The 19,595-nt window shown below is 57.3% G+C and carries 17 protein-coding genes; 14 read left to right on the top strand and 3 right to left on the bottom strand.

What is annotated here, in order from left to right:
• The first annotated feature begins 1 nt into the window (after position 1).
• The 9 genes from VIN96_RS02460 (at position 2) to VIN96_RS02420 (ending at position 10,797) form a co-directional block, all read left to right on the top strand.
• Positions 2–457: a hypothetical protein gene (locus VIN96_RS02460; RefSeq protein ID WP_331893844.1), complete on the top strand. Its 456-nt coding sequence runs from the start codon at positions 2–4 to the stop codon at positions 455–457.
• A 46-nt stretch (positions 458–503) separates the two neighbouring features.
• Complete coding sequence (gene flgK, locus VIN96_RS02455; protein WP_331893843.1) at positions 504–2,747, top strand: flagellar hook-associated protein FlgK; 2,244 nt, start codon at positions 504–506, stop codon at positions 2,745–2,747.
• A gap of 25 nt (positions 2,748–2,772) precedes the next feature.
• The gene (locus VIN96_RS02450; RefSeq protein ID WP_331893842.1) at positions 2,773–4,926 is read left to right on the top strand and encodes a hypothetical protein; all 2,154 of its coding nucleotides are present in this window, start codon (positions 2,773–2,775) and stop codon (positions 4,924–4,926) included.
• A gap of 120 nt (positions 4,927–5,046) precedes the next feature.
• The gene (locus tag VIN96_RS02445; RefSeq protein ID WP_331893841.1) at positions 5,047–5,535 is read left to right on the top strand and encodes a flagellar biosynthesis regulator FlaF; all 489 of its coding nucleotides are present in this window, start codon (positions 5,047–5,049) and stop codon (positions 5,533–5,535) included.
• 138 nt (positions 5,536–5,673) lie between these two features.
• A complete protein-coding gene (locus VIN96_RS02440; protein WP_331893840.1) occupies positions 5,674–6,543 on the top strand; it encodes a hypothetical protein in 870 nt (289 codons plus the stop codon).
• Between the two features lie 62 nt (positions 6,544–6,605).
• The gene (locus tag VIN96_RS02435; RefSeq protein WP_331893839.1) at positions 6,606–7,091 is read left to right on the top strand and encodes a flagellar biosynthesis repressor FlbT; all 486 of its coding nucleotides are present in this window, start codon (positions 6,606–6,608) and stop codon (positions 7,089–7,091) included.
• Positions 7,092–7,117: 26 nt separating this feature from the next.
• Complete coding sequence (gene pseB / locus VIN96_RS02430) at positions 7,118–8,122, top strand: UDP-N-acetylglucosamine 4,6-dehydratase (inverting) (protein WP_331893838.1); 1,005 nt, start codon at positions 7,118–7,120, stop codon at positions 8,120–8,122.
• Positions 8,115–9,014, top strand: a complete 900-nt coding sequence (locus VIN96_RS02425) for an N-acetylneuraminate synthase family protein (RefSeq protein ID WP_331893837.1) — start codon at positions 8,115–8,117, stop codon at positions 9,012–9,014. The genes pseB and VIN96_RS02425 overlap by 8 nt, the downstream gene beginning before the upstream one ends.
• On the top strand, positions 9,004–10,797 hold the full coding sequence (locus tag VIN96_RS02420) for a cytidylyltransferase domain-containing protein (protein WP_331893836.1): 1,794 nt from the start codon (positions 9,004–9,006) through the stop codon (positions 10,795–10,797). Before VIN96_RS02425 ends, VIN96_RS02420 begins: the two co-directional genes overlap by 11 nt.
• Before the next feature lie 15 nt (positions 10,798–10,812).
• Here VIN96_RS02420 and VIN96_RS02415 read toward each other — a convergent pair whose 3' ends face one another.
• Together VIN96_RS02415 and VIN96_RS02410 are read right to left on the bottom strand one after the other, a co-directional pair.
• Positions 10,813–12,057: a methyltransferase domain-containing protein gene (locus tag VIN96_RS02415; protein WP_331893835.1), complete on the bottom strand. Its 1,245-nt coding sequence runs from the start codon at positions 12,055–12,057 to the stop codon at positions 10,813–10,815.
• Positions 12,054–13,088 carry a radical SAM/SPASM domain-containing protein gene (locus tag VIN96_RS02410; RefSeq protein WP_331893834.1) on the bottom strand — a complete coding sequence of 345 codons (1,035 nt, stop codon included), beginning with the start codon at positions 13,086–13,088 and terminating at the stop codon, positions 12,054–12,056. Before VIN96_RS02410 ends, VIN96_RS02415 begins: the two co-directional genes overlap by 4 nt.
• A 156-nt stretch (positions 13,089–13,244) precedes the next feature.
• Here VIN96_RS02410 and VIN96_RS02405 point away from each other — a divergent pair, with 156 nt between their 5' ends.
• The 5 genes from VIN96_RS02405 (at position 13,245) to VIN96_RS02385 (ending at position 18,151) form a co-directional block, all read left to right on the top strand.
• Positions 13,245–14,129 carry a transketolase gene (locus tag VIN96_RS02405; RefSeq protein WP_331893833.1) on the top strand — a complete coding sequence of 295 codons (885 nt, stop codon included), beginning with the start codon at positions 13,245–13,247 and terminating at the stop codon, positions 14,127–14,129.
• A complete protein-coding gene (locus tag VIN96_RS02400; protein WP_331893832.1) occupies positions 14,126–15,085 on the top strand; it encodes a transketolase family protein in 960 nt (319 codons plus the stop codon). The genes VIN96_RS02405 and VIN96_RS02400 overlap by 4 nt, the downstream gene beginning before the upstream one ends.
• Positions 15,086–15,094: 9 nt before the next feature.
• Positions 15,095–15,841, top strand: a complete 747-nt coding sequence (locus tag VIN96_RS02395; protein ID WP_331893831.1) for a 3-oxoacyl-ACP reductase family protein — start codon at positions 15,095–15,097, stop codon at positions 15,839–15,841.
• Entirely contained in the window at positions 15,838–17,058 is a 1,221-nt protein-coding gene (locus VIN96_RS02390) for an ATP-grasp domain-containing protein (RefSeq protein ID WP_331893830.1), read from the top strand. The genes VIN96_RS02395 and VIN96_RS02390 overlap by 4 nt, the downstream gene beginning before the upstream one ends.
• A gap of 94 nt (positions 17,059–17,152) precedes the next feature.
• A complete protein-coding gene (locus VIN96_RS02385; protein WP_331893829.1) occupies positions 17,153–18,151 on the top strand; it encodes a glycosyltransferase family 2 protein in 999 nt (332 codons plus the stop codon).
• A 21-nt stretch (positions 18,152–18,172) separates the two neighbouring features.
• Here the strand turns inward: VIN96_RS02385 and rfbH are convergent, their stop codons facing one another.
• Positions 18,173–19,549, bottom strand: coding sequence for a lipopolysaccharide biosynthesis protein RfbH (gene rfbH / locus VIN96_RS02380; protein ID WP_331893828.1), 1,377 nt, complete (start codon positions 19,547–19,549; stop codon positions 18,173–18,175).
• Positions 19,550–19,595 lie beyond the last annotated feature (46 nt).

The following is a 19,595-nucleotide window of genomic DNA, read 5'->3' as shown; positions in this document are numbered from 1 at the left end:
CATGGACGCAGGAAAACGCATTGATGATCTGTTGTTCATCACCAACGGCCTTGCGGATTTGTTGGAACAGGAAAACGCCGCCTTGCGCAGCAACCGGTTGGATGTCGTGCAGAATTTGCTGGAACGCAAAACGACCCTCAGCCGGGCCTATGAAATTCGTGTGTTCGGCATGAAGCAGGAACTCGAACACGAGCAGGCCCAGTACGATGAGGTCGATCACGCCAATCTGGAACGTCTGAAAGACGTCGGCGCACGGGTCGCGGTGTTAATCGAAGAAAATGAAAAAATGCTGAAAGTGGCGCTGGAAGTCAGCCGCCGTTTCATGGCTTGCGTGGCGGATTCCGCGAAACACGCCACGCCCGGAACCGGCGCATATTCCGCTAAAGGTGATGTCGGCACGCAAGCATCGATTGCGCACAAACAGGCCACATCCCTGGCCTTGGACGAAACACTCTAAGGCTTAAAGAAGCCTTCAAGGACACGCACCCAGAAAGGAAGCACTCATGTCCGGTAGTTTGACCCTAGCCTTGAGAACCGCGCAGAGCGGCTTGCTCGTCAACCAAAGCGCTTTGGACGCGGTGGCACAGAACGTTGCCAACGTGAACTCGCCCGATTATTCGCGCAAGATCGTGAATATGGAACAGCGCGTCGTCGCCGGAACCGGCGCGGGCGTGCAGCTTTCCCAAGTGACACGCGCTGTCGACGAAGGCTTGCTCAAAAGCCTGCGTCTTGAGCTGAGCGCTTTCAACCAACACGACGCTCAATCCAGTTATTTCAGCCGCTTGCAGGATTTGTTCGGCGCACCGGGGGACAACACCTCCATCGCGCACATCATGACCGAATTCGGCAAATCCATGGAAGCCCTGACCCTGGCTCCGGATCAGTCTTTGGAACAAGGCGAATTCGTCCGCCAAGCCAAAGAGGTCGCAAACAAGCTGACCCAGATGAGCTCCACCGTGCAGGAACTGCGCGTTCAGGCCGATACCGAAATTGCGGCTGTGACCAGTACCATCAATACCCTGGCCAGCGAACTTTCCGACATCAACAACAAGATTATCCAGAACTCATCCACAAGCGCGGATGTCACAGACCTGCGCGACAAGCGTGATGCCAAGCTGGATGAGCTGGCCGGCTATATCGACATTTCTTATTTCTATCGCGGCGACGGCGACGTGGTGGTGTTCACCCGCGCCGGACGCACCTTGGTCGACAACTCCTCGCCGACCATCTCGCACTTACCGGCAAGCACCGCAGCATCGACCACCACCCATGCCGAAGGTGATTTCAACGGTATCTACATCGGTATCGAAACCGCTGCGAACGACATCACCGACGAAGTGCGCGACGGCAAACTCAAAGGCTTGATCGATCTGCGCGACGGCACTTTGGCCGATCTGCAAAGTCAACTCGACGAATTCGCCGCGGAACTGCGCGACGCCGTAAACCTGATCCACAACCAAGGTTCCGGCTTTCCCGGCTCCGCGACGATGAGCGGCACGCGCGCATTCATCAACACCGGTACGGCCAAAACCGTGCCCATCGCCGGTGAGCAAACCATCACCATGGGCAACAATTCCGACACGCGCATCACGCTGTTCGATTCCACCGGAAATCAGCACACCACCACCACGGTTCAAGCAATCATGGCTTCTGCGTCTTACGGTTCCGGCGCATCGGCCGCGAACGGTCCGTGGAATATCGCCGAGGTCGCTGCGACCATGCAAGATTGGCTGCGTCAAAATGGCACCGCCAACGCCACCGTTGCGGTCAGCAGCACCACCGGAAAACTCAACATTAACCTCAATTCGACGACCTACAACATCGCCTTGCGCGATGAGGTCAACACCGCCGGCACCGTGCCTGCTCCGGTCGGTAGCACGGCGGCCAACGCTACCATCCAGTTCGACGCCAACGGTGACGGCACGGCCGACGAAACGGTCAGCGGCTTTTCAAATTTCTTCGGCCTCAACGATTTGTTCGTCGATGATGTGGTCGACAACATCTGGGAAACCGGGGTGATGTCAACCAGCTACGCATCGACCGCCGCGACCTTGACCATCTATAACGGCACCACGTCTACCAACGTCACCGTCAACAACGGCGACAGCCTGACCACCATCGCCGCCAGCATCAATGCAGCCACCGCCGCGGGCGTCACCGCCACCATCATCCCGGACGGCTCAGGCCAACGCCTGCGCATTTCCAGTCAAAACGGCAACGCCTTTACGGTGACCCAGGCCGCCGCCAATACGTTTATTTCCGACACCTCCCTGCACAGCGCCGATGTGCGCGTCAGCGAGCAAATCCGCGTTCGCGAAGACATTATTTCTTCACCCAGTCTGGTCACCCGCGGCGCCATTCAATGGGATGCGAACAAGGGGGCGTCCGGTGAATATTTCCTCAGCAAAGGCGACAATACGCTGATCAAAAGCATGTCGCAAATGTTCGCCACGACCAATACCTTCGATGCCGCCGGCGGACTGTCTTCTACCAGCATGACCTTCGTATCGCGGTCCACGAGCATCCTCACCAACAACGCCACGTTGGCGGAATTGAACGACAGCCAGCGCACCTATCAAGAGGATTTGAGCAACAGCCTTAAAACCAAATCCGATACCTTCAGGGGCGTCAACCTGGACGAGGAAATGTCCAATCTGATCTTGTTTGAGCAAGGCTACAACGCCGCTGCCCGCGTCATATCCGTCATCCAGGCCATGTTCGATTCACTCGAACGTGTGATCCGGTAACTGGTAAAGAAAGGAGACCCTGATCATGGCTGACCGGATTGCAAACTTAGCGACTAGCAACCAATTGATGAGTTACCTGGGCAAGACGCAGAACCGTCTCATCGATCTGCAGTACCAGGTGACGTCGGAAAAAGTCTCGCCGAACTACAAAGGCATTTCCAAGAGCGCCCAGTATCTTTTAGGCCTGGAAGCCACCCGCGACAGCATCGCTGGTTACATGAAGAACAACGAAATCATGAATGTTCGCCTGGACATCAGCACCACCGCTATGGACGGCATCCAGACCAACATCAACGATTTTAAAAAATCGCTCAAAACCTTCAACAGCCAGGCGGGCAAAACCCAGATCAACATTCGCGATATTCAACAGCAGGCCTTTAACTCGTTGTTGTCGTTGCAGGCATACCTCAACACCTCCGTCGGGGGCCGTTATGTATTTGCCGGTGGACGCACCGACACCATTCCGATGGACATGAACCTGACCACGTTGGACGATTTCCAAGCGACCTTCGATGGCGCCGCTGTCAGCTACCCCACGACGCGCGATGCGCATATCGAAAACTTTTCCATCAACAGTGATTCCACCGGTAAAACCAACTGGCTGACATTTCAGCAAGACGGTGACGGCAACACCGCGACCACGGGTGTCGGCACCATCACCGCCACCACGGCTCAATTCGCCAACGTCACCGTCGGTTCGACCATCGAAATCACCGGCACGACAAGCAACAACGGTACATACACGGTTGAGAGCGTGCTCGGGGGCGGAACCGGGATCACGGTCAAGACGCGTATGTTGACCAACGAAAGCAACAACGCCAGCTCCGTCCTCACCATAAGCCCCAACACGGCAACCAATGTCGCCCAAGCCGACAAAGTGACATTGGGCGGATCGATCGTCGCCGGCGATGCCTACACCGTGACGATCAATGGCACGGCGATCACCGCAACAGACGCCGGCGTCGGCACCGTCGTGGCTTTGCGCGATAGCTTGATCAGCCAAATCAACGCGAATGCCACGATCAATTCTCTCGTTACGGCGACCGCAAGCGGCGCCGATGGAATCAGTTTGGTATCCAAAGCACCGGGTGTGCCTTACACCCTTGCGGTGGGCACCACCGAAGCCGGCGGCGCCGTGGCCAACACAATTGACATCACGCCAGTCACCGCCAACGTCACGGCAGCCAACACGATTCTGACTTCGGCAAACTTTACGGACCTTTCGTTCGATCGCGCCACCAACCGCATCACGGTCGGCGCCGCCAGCATTGGCACCAACGCCTTGAGCGCTCTCACCGTTGGGTCGACCTTCACCATTTCCGGTACCGCACAAAACAATGGCACCTATACCGTCGCCGCCGTTGGCGCCAACGGCGACACGGTCGACATCGTACCGAAAAAATTGACGGACGAAGGCACAGCCGCCACGCCGACACTGAACTTCGCCGGCAACCAGACCTTTACCGTCAATACCGGCGACGACACCATCACGGCAGCGGCCGGAACGTATTCCAACGTCAAGGCGGGGATGAGCATCACAATTGCCGGCACCGCCAGCAACAACGCAACCTTCACCGTGACCTCCGTCGCTTCCGACGGATCGTCGATCAACGTACGCGAAACGCTGACGGCGGAACCGGCAGTAGCCAGCACCGCCGTCATCAGCAACGCCGACGGCACGATCTCATCGCAAACCTATTACGCTGGCGATGACCTGACGATCACCCACCGCGTCGACGAAAGCCGGAGCCTGAACTTCGACCTCAACGGTTTGGATCCCGCGTTCGAAAAAGCCATTCGCGCCATGGCCATCATCGCCCAAGGCAAATTTGGAACCGAAGGAGGTCTGGATCAAAACGCCTCGCGCGCGACGGAAGCGATCTATCTTTTGGAAAGCGCGTACGACGGAACCGCCGGGGGCACTCCCCCCTACGGCACCGAGTTGAGCGGCAGCATCAAGGACTTGTTGATCACGTCCGGCTATCAGCAGGTTCTGATCAGCCAGACCACGGAAAGTCACAAAACCTACACGGGGTTTCTCGAAACCCAGATCGCCAACATCGAAAATGCCGACCCGTTGGAAACGATCACCCAACTTTTGGACGACCAGCGGGCCTTGGAAGCATCGTATCAGACCCTCGCGCGCATTCGCGATTTGAGCCTGATCAAGTTCATGTAAGGATTGCGCGATAAATGGAGGGGGGGTTGAGCCTGGACATCCCCCCATAGTAGACTCTATCGTGATTTACCAGTCCGGATGCGGCAAGCCAAAGTCTAAGAGCAAACGAGCGGAGCACAAATGTCAACATCGCCCTATTCTTCCGTACCTCCGGCAGGTTCCCCCAGCCATTCCGAGGCTTGGGCTCTGACCGAAGCCGCCCGGCGCATTGCCACGGCACTGGAGAAGGTCGCAAGCGCCGACGATTTGGCGCAACCCGGCGCACGGCGAGAACTCCGCGATGCGATCCGCCTAAACTGGCGGCTGTGGACCATTTTTCAGGCTGAACTGACGTTGGAAACCAATCCCGTTCCGTTCGATCTGCGCCAAAACATGCTGACGCTGTGCCAATTCGTCGACAATCACACCATTGTGTGCATGAGCGAGTTGAATCCCGAGCAGATCAAAACCCTGATCGATATAAACCGCAACATCGCCCAGGGCCTTCTGGAAGGCCTCAACAACACCTTGGACAACGCGCCGCAAAACGCACCCAACCAGACCCAGAAAAGCCAATCTGAAGAACCCTTGCCCGCCAACAGCGGTGGGACCTTGAACACAAACGCGTAAGCCGCCATTTCGCGGCCCCGCGCGCCCCTCTCGCTTGTTCTATTTGCGCAATAATGGTATAGTTTTCACGTTACACAGGAAATGCCCAGAAGGGCGACATGGGCGCCAACGTGGTGCTCGTAGTGGAGAACGGGAAGAATGCCCATACCAAACGCCACCGATACCAATATTGGGACGACCCTGACGCGTGTCTCGGCGGCGAGCTTTCGCTTTGGTTTTGAGCAGCAATTCAACCAAATCCAAAACACCGTCATTCGCCGTATCAACAGCGAAATCGATACCGTCATCCGCAATGACGACACCCCGCGCCGCCTTGCCGCGTTGGAACGTGACTACGGAAAACTCGAAAAGAACAAGGCGCTGATCGACAGCTTCGCCTTCGACATGCGCGCCAACCAGACGCGCTTGGCCAGCATGCAGACGAACGTCTACGAGGCCATTTCCGCGTTCACCGCCGTCGATGACAACACCAACCTCACTGCCGATGAAATCACCGCGCTGAACGCCAAACGCGACGCGCTGATCGAAGAAACGTCGGCTTTGCTGCTGTCCGTGCATCCCGACATTTCGACGCCCTATGTGGTTCGCGATGTCAAAAACATGTACGAAACGCTGAAGGCCATGAGCCCTGTAGAGGGGGTCGTCGACCCGGCAGGCACCACAACGCCAACCAACGGCAATCGGCAAATCCTCGATGACTTGAACACCTTAAGCGGCCTCATCGATACAGCTTACGACGTCACCACGACAACGCTTGAAAACGCATCGCAGACCTCTTTGAATTTGTCCGCGACGTTGGCCACCAAACTGTCCGACATGACCCAGTTGTCCTCTATCGAACTGCAAAAACGTGAAGCGCAAATCGAAGACATCAAGGCCAACTACGGCAACATCTTGCGCGTGATCTCTCTCTCGTTCGAAGCGCGGATCAGTTCGGTTGAAGAAATGAATAAATCGGTTCAGGGCTGGGACATCCCGCCCGGGTCCGTGATGAATTTGTTTGTTTAAATCAGACACTGGTCGCAAGCGTTCCTGCGAAATTAGCCTCACACATACTTTTAGGATCAGACGTGCCTCTTCTTATCGACTTCAAATCCGGTGACAAGCTGATTATCAACGGCTCCGTTCTTGAAAACATCGGCGGCAACACGAAGATTCTCGTTCACAACAAGTCGGCCATCTTGCGGGAAAAAGAAGTCCTTTCCCAAGAGGATGCGCAAACGCCTGCTTCGCGTGTCTATTTCGAACTTCAGGGCGCATACATCCTACTTGATCCGGCGGAACGTGAGGCCTGCCTCGCACGCTTCGAACAACGCCTCAACGAGTTCATCGCCGCCTGCCCCAACGCCTTGGACATTGCCATCAAGGTGCGCGACCACGTGCACAACGACCGCATATACAAGGGCCTGAAAGAGGCGCAGAACCTGATCAAATATGAATCGAACGTGCTGCATAAATTCAGCGAACAGCTGAAAGCCTTCTTGGCGGAAAACGAACTCCTGCCCGAAGACGATGCCGCGGATGAGCCTAAACAGCTTCAAGGAGAAGCCCCCTAACCCTTTAAACATCCCAGGAAGAATTCATGGATATTTTTAAAGGCAAGTCCGTTCTCATCACCGGCGGCACAGGATCGTTCGGTCAAAAAATGGTTCGCCAGATTTTAGCCGAAGGCCACGCCAAACGCGTGATCGTCTATTCCCGCGACGAACTCAAGCAATTCGAAATGAGTAATGCCCCCGGCATCGCAGGGCGAGACGAAATGCGCTATTTCATCGGCGACGTACGTGACCGCGACCGCCTGACCATGGCATTGCGCGGGGTCGACATCGTCATCCACGCCGCCGCGCTGAAACAAGTTCCCGCAGCCGAATACAACCCTTTTGAGTTCGTCGCCACCAACATCATTGGCGCGGAAAACGTCGTTCAAGCTGCGTTGCGCGCCGAAGTCTCAAAAGTCATCGCCCTGTCCACCGACAAGGCCGCCAACCCGATCAATCTTTATGGCGCGACCAAGCTGGCATCCGACAAGATCTTCATCGCCGGCAACAACTTAGCGGGGCCTTTGGGCACGCGTTTTTCGGTGGTGCGGTACGGCAACGTGGTGGGTTCGCGCGGCAGCGTTATTCCCTTTTTTCAAAAGCTCATCGACGAAGGCGCGGATCACCTGCCGATCACCGACGAGCGCATGACGCGATTTTGGATCACCTTGCGCCAAGGCATCGATTTCGTCACCGATTGCTTGAACCGCATGCTCGGCGGCGAACTGTTCGTGCCTAAAATCCCGTCCATGCGCATCATCGATCTTGCCCACGCCATGGCACCCGACTTACCGCACAAAATCGTCGGCGTCCGCCCCGGTGAAAAACTGCACGAAATCATGATCACCTCCGATGACGCGCGCAACACCGTCGAGGTTGATAACGGCTACGTCATCAAGCCCCCCATCAGCTTTTGGGAAGGCGCGCAAGAAACGCTCAATCTCGGCACCCCGGTCGCCGAAGATTTTTCCTACGCTAGCGACACCAATCCTGAATGGGCCAGCCATGCCGATCTGTTGGCGATGATTCGGGAACACCACGATGACTGAACCCCAAGGCCTGTTCGCCGGCGCTGGCGCACCGGTTTTCATTGCCGAAGTGTCCAGCAATCACCATCGCGACCTCGAACGCTGCTACGCCTTTATCGAGGCGGCACACCGCACCGGCAGCGGTGCGGTGAAATTTCAGTTGTTTCGTATCAACGAACTGTTCGCCCCCGAGGTGTTGAAAAAAAGCCCCGCGCATCGTGCCCGCGCCGACTGGGAACTACCTGTCGGCTTCATCCCTAAGTTGGCGCAAAAGGCGCACGATCTCGGCATGCTGTTTTCGTGCACCCCGTTTTACCTGGATGCCGTCGGCGAGTTGGAACCTTATGTCGATTTTTACAAAATCGCGTCCTACGAACTGTTGTGGGACGACCTGTTGATCGCCTGCGCCAACACGCGCAAGCCCGTCGTCCTATCGACGGGGATGGCGACCATGAACGAAATCGCCCACGCCAGGGACGTAATCCACAGCGCGGGATGTGTCGAGCTGACGCTCTTGCATTGTGTCTCCAGCTACCCGACCCCGCCCGAACAGATGAACCTCTCGGCGTTGGAAACCCTGCGGAACACCTTTGGCGTGCCGACCGGACTATCCGACCACTCGGTCAATCCCGGCATCATCGCGCGCGCGGTGCATCGCTTTGGCGCCGTTGTGGTCGAGTACCACCTCGACTTGGATGGCGAAGGCGAAGAGTTTTCCGCCGGACACTGCTGGCTACCCGACCAGATCGCCGCCGTGATCGAGAATATCGAGACCGGCTTCAAGGCCGATGGCGACGGGATCAAGCAACCCGCCCCGTCCGAAATGGCCGATCGCGACTGGCGGGCGGATCCCGACGATGGGTTGCGACCGCTGAAATCGATACGTGATTTCGGGGACAGCGATGACACATAACCCCAAAATCGCGGCCATCATTCAAGCCCGCATGAGCTCGTCGCGTCTACCGGGAAAAATCATGCTCGATCTGGCTGGCAAGCCGGTGCTTTGGCATGTCTTTCACCGGCTCAAGAAATCAACTCGGATCAACCAAATCATTCTCGCCACCACCACGGACAGTTGCGACGATGTGTTGGTCGATTACGCCCATGAGCACGGCGTCGACGTCGTGCGCGGCTCGCGCGACAATGTCCTGTCGCGTTTTGCCGAAGCCGTGGACCTGCACAATCCGGATTACATCGTGCGCGTCACATCCGACTGCCCGATGCTCGACCCTCAAGTCATCGACAACCTGATCGAGGTTCTGATCAAAGAGCAAGGCGATTACAGCACCTGGAATCCCCATGTCGTGACCTTGCACGGCGGGTTCGAACCCTTCACCCGCGACTTGTTCCAGCGCATCATCGACGAAGGCGCCGACAATCCCGTGGCTCAGGAGCACGTTTTTGGCTACCTGAACGTGAATCCCAACCTTGGCAGAATGGTCGGCATTCCCGCGCCTGAGAATCATATTTTCGATCACGTTCGCTTGTGGCTCGACACCCCGGCAGACTTATTGTTGCTGCGCACCTTGTACGCCCGCACCGGGGCCGCGCCGGGCGAAATCGACATGGACGATGTCGCCACCTTGCTGCACAACGACCCGGATTTGCGCGCCCTCAACAGCCATGTGCGTCAAAAGCAAGCGTACGAGAGTTCGCGCAACGTCATCTTCCGATGCGACGGCGACGCCGCCATCGGCCTCGGCCACATCTCTCGCATGGTGGCGTTGGCGACGCAATTGCGCGAACGCTACGCCACCGCCGTTCACTTCGCCGTGATGCGCGGCGAACAGGGCGTGGCGATGATCGAAGACGCGCGCTTTCCCTATCAACTGGCGCCGTCCGGGGTGGAAGAAGCCGCATGGCTTGACGCCCTGATCCGCGACAAGGGTGCGCACGCCTTGGTGCTGGACATCCGCACCGATCTCAGCGGCGACGCCTTGGATCTATGGCGCGACAGCGGCGTTCTGTGCGTGCTGATCGACGACATCGGCCCGCGTCTGGAACATGCCGACTTGGTGTTCTGCCCGCCCACGCCGCGCACCCTGGCGCTGAATGGCCGTCCCGGTCGCCCGGACATCAAAGCCGGATGGGAGTGGCTGATTTTACGCGATCCGTTCAGCCACAAAACCATCCCTCCGCAAAACCCGCATCCCCACGCCCTCGTCAGTTGCGGTGCGAGCGATCCGGCGGGCTTCACCCGTATGGCTTTGCAAGCCTTGAATGATGTGACGGAGACGATCGATATCGACGTCGTGGCGGGCCCCTTGTTCACGGACCGGGCGGCTCTTGCCCAAATCGTTGAAAGCCATCGCCATGCGGTGCACGTTCACGACGCACCGCAAGACCTTGCGGGCTTGATGGCCGCATCCGACATCGGGATTGTTTCCTTCGGCGTCACGGCGGCCGAGATGGCGGCCATGGGGCTACCCGCGATCTATTTGTGCCTCAGCGACGACCATGCCCAATCCGCATCTGTGTTCGAGCAGGCGAAACTGGGGATCAACCTCGGGCGCGTCACACCCGACGATGCATCACGACTGGCGCGCACCTGCGCAGAGTTGCTCAACGATCCGTCCCGCCTGCAAGACATGTCGAAAACCTCACGAGATACTGTGGATGGGCGCGGTGCGGCGCGTATTGCCGAGATCATCGCTGAGCGCATTCAAGCCGGACGGCAAAATCAATTGCCGGCTTGAACCCGGCAACGTCAATTACATCACATAAGCAAAAATGTCGTCGTACAAGGTGACGATCTTGTCACGCGGGCACCCCGCCGCCTCCAGTTGACGTGCGATCGCATCCTGATAGGCATAGGACGACACAACCACGGTATCGTAGGCTGCAAAGTCCAACTGATCCGGCGACAGCACCGCATGGCCAAGAAATTCCGTCAGGTTCGCATTGCTGTCGGCCAGATCGCAGCTTTGCAGCCAATCGGGAAAGCGGTTGAACAAAGCGATGGTGTGCACACCCGCACCGTACACCAAGGTGTGCTTTCCGCTCAGCGGTTTAAGACGGGCGAAGGCATCTTCCCGCGCTTTTTCCCAAACCGCCAACGCATCTCGGCTGAGCTGCACGGCGCTCGGCGATATCGGGTGGGATATCGGGGTGCGATCAGGTGTAGACGCCTTGGCGGCAATCACGCGAATGCCCGGATAATGGTGTCGCTCGACTTCATCGCGACAGCGAAAGCCCAAATCGCCAATCATCCACGCCAGATTGATGAGGTTGAAATTGGTGACGTGGTAATAGCCCAATGGGGTGGAGATGCAGCGATCGTAACGCATCCCATCGGGCACCTCGACATACAATATACCCCCCGGCGCCAACAACGCATGCGCCTTGGCGATCACCTCTCGCGGATTGTCGAAATGTTCCAAGCAATGCGACAGCACCGCGATGTCGTACCCGATTTGCGGAGTATCGAAGGTTTCTAGAAATGACTGCGAGCACACCGTGCAGCCGTCGATTTCGCCGCATGGTTCCGCCGCACCGGTGCTTTCCACCAGCGTCGCGTTGAGGGTCCGCCCCTGCTCGCTCATGCGCTGATGAACCATGCGAAAAAGCATGCCGTCGGAGGCCCCGACCTCAAGATACTTAACCGGATCAGCCGCAGAGCCAGGACGAGGCATAGCCGCGATGATTTCCGCAACCTGCATGGTTTTCGTTTCCAGGTTCCACACATCGCTCGAAAGCGGCGACAGACCTGGGCGCTGGTGTCCGTGATTCTTTTCGATATCGGCGACGGCGGTGTACAGGCGGTCCTCGCGACTGCGGGTGCGGCTATAGATGATGCCGCAGTGGGGACACAGATCGACGCTGAAATACAACCGTCCGCCCAGCAATTCGATAAAATCTTCTGCGATGCGTTCCGACGCATCGCCATCGTGATCGCACACCGGACAAGTCGCCAAGGTCTTGAGCATTTTGGGATCGAATTCAGCGACCAACGTCATGCGTCGTCATCCTTGAGCTTGGGACGGTCGACGACCCGGCCGCTCCAATCCCAATCGATGCATTTGTCGCACACGCAATCGCTGGGGATGCGGTTGGTGATGTGCTGCGCGCGCAGGTCCAACATCTTGTCGCCTTGCCAGGCTTCGGCGATGGTCATGTCGCGAATGTTGCCCAACGACAATTCGCCGTCGATGTTTTGGCTGCACGGCACCAGTTCGCCGTTGCTCAACACCACCAAGCGCAACCACAACTGTCGGCATGCCAAGCGATCGTCGGAACTGCGATCGAGAATGCTTTCACTGTTGGGATCGCCTTGCGTTTCGCGGATGGGCGCGCGGCCGAGATAATCGAACTGTGGGCTGATGTGGATGGAATTGACCTTGTCCTTCCAGGTACTTTGAAAGGTTTCGATCTGCTCATCCGTTTCTTCGGTGCGCACATAGGTCAACGACACCCAGGGCTTTTCCGATTTGTGCTTGGCTTTGTAGTGATACAGACGCTCGATGTTGCGCAGGACCCTTTCGTAACTGTCGGTGCCGCGAATGGCTTCGTACTTTTCGCGGCTCAGTCCTTCGAATGAAATGTGGATCGAGTCCAACCCATCGACCACCAATCGCTCAATCTCGGCGTCCTTGATGGACGTGAAGTTGGTGGTGACGGACACCAGCGGGATGCCCTTTTGCTTGGCGATGCGGATATAGTCGACCGTTTTGCGGTTGAGGAACGGCTCGCCGAAAAAGAAAAAGTGCACCGCATATACGCCGAATTCGGCGCACTGGTCGATGGCCTTCAGCGCGATGTCGTCATCGATAAACGTCACCGGGCGCTGCATGTCGGGATGCACGCACATGACGCAGGTCTGGTTGCATTTGTTGGTGGGTTCGATATGTACGGTGGTGGGAACACGGGTGTTGAGTTTGAGATTGTAGGCCGTTTGGTTGATATCCAGGTACTCTTGGCGGTTTTTCGGCGTAAAAGCCGCCAGTTCCCGCAGCTCGTAAGCCGCAAACATGTTGTTAATGGATTTCATGCCACACTACCCTTTCTGGGCATTTACCTGCTCAAAGGCGCTTTCCACCTTGCGGGGAAGAGCTTATCATAGGTCGGGACTGGCACGAAAGCCAATCAGACGACGCATGAAATACAGCACTTCATCCGAACAGAATTTTTGAATGATGAGCACCATATGACGACCTCACCCTCTCATCCGGACCTCCGCGAAACCGCGCGTTTGATCCGTTGCCATTCCATCGCGTCCATTTATGTCGCGACCTCCGGCCATCCGGGCGGGGCGCTTTCTGCCGCCGATCTTCTGGCGTATCTGTACAGCGCTGAAATCGGCGATGAAGAACCGCGCGACGGCGATTTGACACGCAACCGCTTCATTTTGTCCAAGGGCCATGCCTGCCCGGCGCTCTATGCCGCTTTGGCTGTCAAAGGCCAGATTTCACCGACCGATCCGCTGCAACTGCGCAAATTGGGCTCAACCATGCAAGGCCATCCCCACGTCGGCGCATTGCCCCATGTGGAAACCAGCACCGGATCGCTCGGCCAGGGTTTTTCCGCCGCGCTCGGCATGGCGTTGGGCATCCGTCACCAAGGCGGCAGCGGCCGCGTCTACGTGATGCTCGGTGATGGTGAAATGCAAGAAGGCGAAGTTTGGGAAGCGGCTCAATGCGCAGCGCATTATAAACTCGACAAGCTCACCGCCATTCTCGATTACAACAAAATGCAAAGCGACGACTTGAACGAAAACATCATCGGCTTGGAACCGCTGGCCGACAAATGGCGCGCTTTTGGCTGGCATGTGGTTGAAATCGACGGCCACGACTTCGCCGCCATCGAGGCCGCGGTCGCCGAAGCCAAACGCACCACCGGCAAACCGACGTTGATCCTAGCCCACACGCTCAAGGGCAAAGGCGTGAGCTTCATGGAGAACTACCCCACCTGGCACGGCAGCGTGACCATGAGCTTGGACGACACCGAAAAATCCCTGATCGACTTGGGCGTAGCGCAAAGCGACGTGCCCGGCTGGCTCGACGGCACGATCCATGGGGGGCACACGCAATGAGCAACGCACCGCAACTGATCGGCAGCAGCGGCGATTCCCTGCGTGAAGCCTTCGGCAAAGCGCTCGTTGGCTTGGCTGACGAATTTCCCAATCTGGTGGTACTCGACGCCGACGTCGCGGGCGGCACCGGTGCGCATAACTTTCGCACCGCCCATGGTCACCGCTTCTACCAATTCGGCATCGCCGAACAAAACATGGTCGCGGCGGCCGGCGGCATGGCCGCGACGGGGTTGATCCCGGTGGTTACCACGTTCGCGGTGTTCGCCTTGCGCGCCCTGGAACAAGCGCGTCTGTCGGTGGCTTACGCCAACCGCAACGTCAAGATTGTCGCCTCGCATCCGGGCCTGGATGTCGGACCGGATGGTGCGTCGGCGCAATGCTTGGAAGACTTGGCCGCCTTTCGTGCCATTCCCAACATGACCGTGATCAGTCCCGCCGATCAAATCGAAACGGAGTTGGCGACCCGCGCCATGATCGAACACGTCGGTCCCGTCTACATGCGCACCGGGCGCAGCCCGACGCCGCGCATTTTCGGTTCTGAGCACACCTTTAAAATCGGCAAGGGGCAAATCGTGCGCGACGGCACCGACGTGACCATCGTCGCCTGCGGTGTTCAGGTTGCCCGCTCACTCGATGCCGCCACACTCTTGAACGGCGAAGGCATTTCGGCGCGGGTCGTCAACATGGCGACCATCAAGCCGCTGGATCACGACCTGCTGCAACGCTGCGCGATCGAAACCGGCTGCATGGTGACGGCGGAAGATCACAACATGTTCGGCGGACTTGGCGGTGCGGTGGCAGAATCGCTCGTCCAACGCAGCCCCTGCCCGGTTGAATTCATCGCCGTCAACGACCGCTTCGGCCAATCGGGCGAACCGGACGAACTGGTGCAACACTACAATCTCGGCATCACGCATATCGCCGATGCCGCACGTCGCGCGATCAAACGAAAGTAAGGACACGTCATGCTGCTTGCGGGTAAAATCGCCTTTGTCACCGGCGCCAGTCGCGGGATCGGTGCCGCCATCGCCAAAGGCTTGGCTGCTGCCGGTGCAGATGTGGCGTTGAGCTATCAAAGCAATGCCGACATGGCCCAAGCCGTGTGTGCAGACATCGCCGCCCAAGGACGCAAAGCCATCGCCGTTCAAGCCGATGTGCGCGACCGCGCCGCCATGCGCGCGGCCTATGACCAGGCGGAACGCGATCTCGGTGGCATCGACATCTTGGTCAACAATGCGGGCATCAACAATCCCACCGATTTCGATCAGATCACCGATGAAGACTGGGACGAAATCTTGGGCGTGAACCTCAAGGGTCCGTTCATCTGCGCACAAGAGGTCTTGGCGTTCCTCAAAAAACGCGGCGGCGGATCGATCGTCAACATCGGTTCCGTCAGCGGCCAATACGGTGGCCCGCGTACCGCGCATTACGCGGCGTCCAAGGCGGGCCTGATCTCTTTGGGGCAGGTGATCGCACGCTTCGGCGCACCTGACAACATTCGCTGCAACACCGTCGCGGCGGGCTTGATCGAATCCGAAATGGCCGCCGCCGGAATGCAATCCGCAGCGGTGCAAGAGGCTGCCAAAAACGTGGTGATGAAGCGCTTCGGCACACCCGATGAAGTCGCCGATGCGGTGGTGTATCTCGCATCCGACAAATCGTCATACATCACGGCGCAGACCATCAATGTCAACGGGGGGCTCTACTTTTGAGCCGCGCCTTGCTCATGGTTGGCGGCGGCGTGCAAGCCGTGCCCGGCATCCGCATGGCCAAGGACATGGGCCTGTTCGTCGCCGTCAGCGACCGCAATCCGAATGCGCCGGGTTTTGCCTACGCCGACGCCAAACTGATCGCCGACACCTACAGTGTCGAGCAAACCACGGCGGAGGCGGTCAAATTTCATCGTGAACAACGCTTGCTGGATGGCGTCATGTGCATGGCGACCGACGTGCCGCACACCGTTGCGGGCGTAGCGGAGGCCTTGGGTTTGCCGACCATCGGCAGCGCCACGGCGAACCTCGCCATCAACAAATTGGCGATGAAACAGAAGTTCCGAAACGACGGCGTCGCCATTCCGTGGTTTGACGAAGTGAGCGACGCGGCGCACCTTGCCGCCATCGTCGCGGAGCGCGGCCTGCCCTTGGTGATCAAACCCATCGACAGCCGCGGCTCGCGCGGGGTGTTGCGTTTGACCCAAGACATCGATCTGGATTGGGCCTTTGCCACATCGAAAGAACAATCGCCCACCGGGCGGGTGATGGCGGAAAGCTATATGAGCGGCCCACAGGTCAGCACCGAAAGCGTGGTGGTCGATGGCGTGGCCTACACTCCGGGTTTTTCGGACCGCAATTACGAACTGCTCGACACCTACGCGCCTTATATGATCGAGAACGGCGGCGACCTGCCGAGCTTTCTCGATGCCGAGGCCCAAGCCGCCATTTGCCGGGTGGTGCAAGACGCCGCCGACAGCCTGGGCGTGCGCAACGGCATCGTCAAAGGCGACATGGTCTATTCGGATGGCAAAGCCTACGTGATCGAACTGGCCGCGCGTTTGAGCGGCGGATTTTTCTGCACCCATGAAATCCCGCTCAACACCGGCGTCAGCACAGTCGAAGCCGCCATCAAGTTAGCCATGGGTGACCGCATCGACGTGCAAGACCTTAAACCCAAATTCCAACGTCCGGTGGTGCAGCGTTATTTGTTCGTGCCGCCGGGGCGCGTCACATCGGTCAGCGGCATTGAGCAAGCCGCCGATGTCAAGGGCGTGGAATTCGTCGATTGTTGGGTGAAGCCCGGCGATGAAATCATCCGCCCGATCCATTCCGGATGCACGGCTGCTGTTGTCATCGCGACCGGCGACACCCACGCGCAGGCCTTAAGCCGGACACAGCAGGCGCTGAACCATATTCAGGTAGTGACGGATACTTAATTTCTGCGCCCAATCACGTTGAACGGACGGATATCGAACGACATCGCCGGGCGCAACGAAACGATGATTTTACAACGGGGATATTGAACCTCACATGCCGGCCAATAAAAAACTTGCCATTGCCGTGCCGACCTACAACAGGGCGGACATTCTTGATTTCTTTTTGCAAACGTACGTCCCTGTGGTGCGCGAGCACGATATTGCCATCTACATTTCTAACAATGGCTCTTCCGACAATACGCTTGAGGTTGTTGAAAAGTGGCAACAGCAATACCCGTACATCGTGTGCTCAACGTTCGAGAAAACCGTCGACGTCGATGAAAACGTCCAGAAAGCCTTGAGCTTGTCTGAGGCCGAGTACACTTGGGTCACCGGCGACGGATTCGAGATTCCCCCAAAAACCCTCGATATGATTTTGGACATCCTGCCAGATGACGGTACGCATTATGACTTTATCGTCACCGACCTGGTCGGGCGCAAAAGAGAAGTCGAGGAAAAAGTATTTACCGACAAGACCGAAACGCTGGAAAAACTTGGGTGGATTATTTCATGTCTTGGCTGCACGATCTTTCACAGAAATGCGATTCAAAATGGACATTTTGAAAAATACCGATACACCGGATTTGGCCATGTCGGCGTTGTGTTCGATTACATCACCAAACCTGGGTTTCGATTATATTGGGCCCCGGATGCGATCATCGTATCCTTGAAATCGCCAGTTCGAAAACCGGGCTGGGGATCGTATTTTTTCGTCAATATCTTCGAAACATGGCCGAACGTGATCGCTTTGTTGCCAGACAGCTACAGTGACGCAAGTAAAACCATCGCACGGCGAGCGCTGCAACAGAAAACCGGAATCTTGAGATGGCGATACTTACTGGGTATCCGCGCACAAGGTATTTTAGACAGGGAATCCTATAAGAAGTACGGCGAAAAACTGCGCGAAGTGACGTCTGATTTGACAATGATGTATGTATGGATTTTGACCTTCATGCCAAAAGGCCTGTGTGCCGTAGCGATCAAGACAATCGAGTGGTTTCGCAGAAAGAATTATCAAATTCGCAAAGCGCTAAACCCCAATTTAATGAAATGAAAAGGCCGTATCCAGACTTTGTTAGGCGACGTTGAAGCTGCCCTTGATGGTATCTATCAGGTAATCCAACATCTCTTTCGTCAGGGCGGGCTGAACCCCGACCCAGAACGTATTGTTCATCACCAAATCGGTATTCTCCAGCGATCCGCTCACCCGGAAATTGCGCCCCGCCATATAGGGCTGACATGTAATGTTGCCGGCGAACAGCAATCGCGTACCGATCTTGCGCTCTTCGAGTTTTCGCAACAATTCGATGCGGCTGAGCGGCGCGCTATCGCGCAATGTGAGCGTGAAGCCAAACCAAGACGGGCTTGAGTTCGGCGTCGCTTCGGGCAAAATCAAAAACTCTTCACAGCATTTCAAGCCGGCGTACAGATAAGCGAAATTGGCTTTGCGCGCCGCGACGAAATCGTCGATCCGGTCCAATTGCGCGACACCGCATGCAGCCTGCATGTCGGTGATCTTCATATTGTATCCGGCGTGGCTGTATATGTATTTGTGATCATAGCCTTCGGGCATGTTGCCCAGCTGCCAGCAAAAACGTTTGCCGCAGGTGTTGTCGCGCCCCGGTGCGCAAAAGCAATCGCGGCCCCAGTCGCGAAACGATTCGATGATCGGCTTGAGCTTTCCGCTGTTGGTGTAAACGGCGCCGCCTTCGCCCATGGTGATATGGTGAGCGGGATAAAAGCTCAACGTCGCGACATCGCCGAATGTACCGACTAGGCGCGGCTTATCCGCCGCGATGATCTTGTCTCGATTGCGTTCCAATGGCGCACTTGGCGTGTATGTGGAGCCCAAGGCATCGCAGGTGTCCTCGATCACCCACAGGTCATGCTTGTGCGCAAGCCGCATCACGGTTTCAAGATCGAATGGATTGCCCAGGGTGTGCGCAAGCATGATGGCGCGGGTTTTGTCGCTGATCGCCGCCTCGATGGCCGTTGGGTCGATGTTGTAGGTGGGAATGTCGATATCGACGAACACCGGGACCAGTCCATACTGTAACAACGGATTGACGGTGGTCGGAAAGCCCGCCGCAACCGAGATCACCTCATCGCCCGGCTTCAATGCTTTGTCGCCAAGATTGGGCGATGTCAGCGCCGCCAAAGCCAACAAATTTGCCGACGACCCCGAATTGGTCGTCATCACGTGCTTTACACCCAAAAACTTGGCGAGGTTCGCTTCGAATTCTGCGTTGAAACGTCCTGTCGTCAGCCACGCATCAAGAGAAGCATCCACGAGATTTTTTAGCTCTTGCGCCCCCAACAACTTACCCGAAGGCGGGACCGCGGTCGCCCCGGGCTCGAAAGCCTTTTGCTTGAATTCCTCTGCGGCATACTCTTCGACCAAGGCCGCAATTTGAGCGCGGATTTGTTCTTTTTTCGGGGATGAATGCGTCATGGTGGCTGTTCTGGCTCCAAAACAAACGATCGTCAACGATGCGTCC

The organism is Magnetovibrio sp. (assembly GCF_036568125.1).
In the GTDB taxonomy this organism is placed as follows: domain Bacteria; phylum Pseudomonadota; class Alphaproteobacteria; order Rhodospirillales; family Magnetovibrionaceae; genus Magnetovibrio.
This window is presented reverse-complemented; position numbering and strand designations above follow the sequence as displayed.

Excerpts from the sequence above, each read along its gene's own strand:
- VIN96_RS02460 (WP_331893844.1), top strand. The coding sequence starts at position 2 with ATGGACGCAGGAAAACGCATTGATGATCTGTTGTTCATCACCAACGGC.
- flgK (WP_331893843.1), top strand. The coding sequence starts at position 504 with ATGTCCGGTAGTTTGACCCTAGCCTTGAGAACCGCGCAGAGCGGCTTG.
- VIN96_RS02450 (WP_331893842.1), top strand. The coding sequence starts at position 2,773 with ATGGCTGACCGGATTGCAAACTTAGCGACTAGCAACCAATTGATGAGT.
- VIN96_RS02445 (WP_331893841.1), top strand. The coding sequence starts at position 5,047 with ATGTCAACATCGCCCTATTCTTCCGTACCTCCGGCAGGTTCCCCCAGC.
- VIN96_RS02440 (WP_331893840.1), top strand. The coding sequence starts at position 5,674 with ATGCCCATACCAAACGCCACCGATACCAATATTGGGACGACCCTGACG.
- pseB (WP_331893838.1), top strand. The coding sequence starts at position 7,118 with ATGGATATTTTTAAAGGCAAGTCCGTTCTCATCACCGGCGGCACAGGA.
- VIN96_RS02425 (WP_331893837.1), top strand. The coding sequence starts at position 8,115 with ATGACTGAACCCCAAGGCCTGTTCGCCGGCGCTGGCGCACCGGTTTTC.
- VIN96_RS02420 (WP_331893836.1), top strand. The coding sequence starts at position 9,004 with ATGACACATAACCCCAAAATCGCGGCCATCATTCAAGCCCGCATGAGC.
- VIN96_RS02415 (WP_331893835.1), bottom strand. The coding sequence starts at position 12,057 with ATGACGTTGGTCGCTGAATTCGATCCCAAAATGCTCAAGACCTTGGCG.
- VIN96_RS02410 (WP_331893834.1), bottom strand. The coding sequence starts at position 13,088 with ATGAAATCCATTAACAACATGTTTGCGGCTTACGAGCTGCGGGAACTG.
- VIN96_RS02405 (WP_331893833.1), top strand. The coding sequence starts at position 13,245 with ATGACGACCTCACCCTCTCATCCGGACCTCCGCGAAACCGCGCGTTTG.
- VIN96_RS02400 (WP_331893832.1), top strand. The coding sequence starts at position 14,126 with ATGAGCAACGCACCGCAACTGATCGGCAGCAGCGGCGATTCCCTGCGT.
- VIN96_RS02395 (WP_331893831.1), top strand. The coding sequence starts at position 15,095 with ATGCTGCTTGCGGGTAAAATCGCCTTTGTCACCGGCGCCAGTCGCGGG.
- VIN96_RS02385 (WP_331893829.1), top strand. The coding sequence starts at position 17,153 with ATGCCGGCCAATAAAAAACTTGCCATTGCCGTGCCGACCTACAACAGG.
- rfbH (WP_331893828.1), bottom strand. The coding sequence starts at position 19,549 with ATGACGCATTCATCCCCGAAAAAAGAACAAATCCGCGCTCAAATTGCG.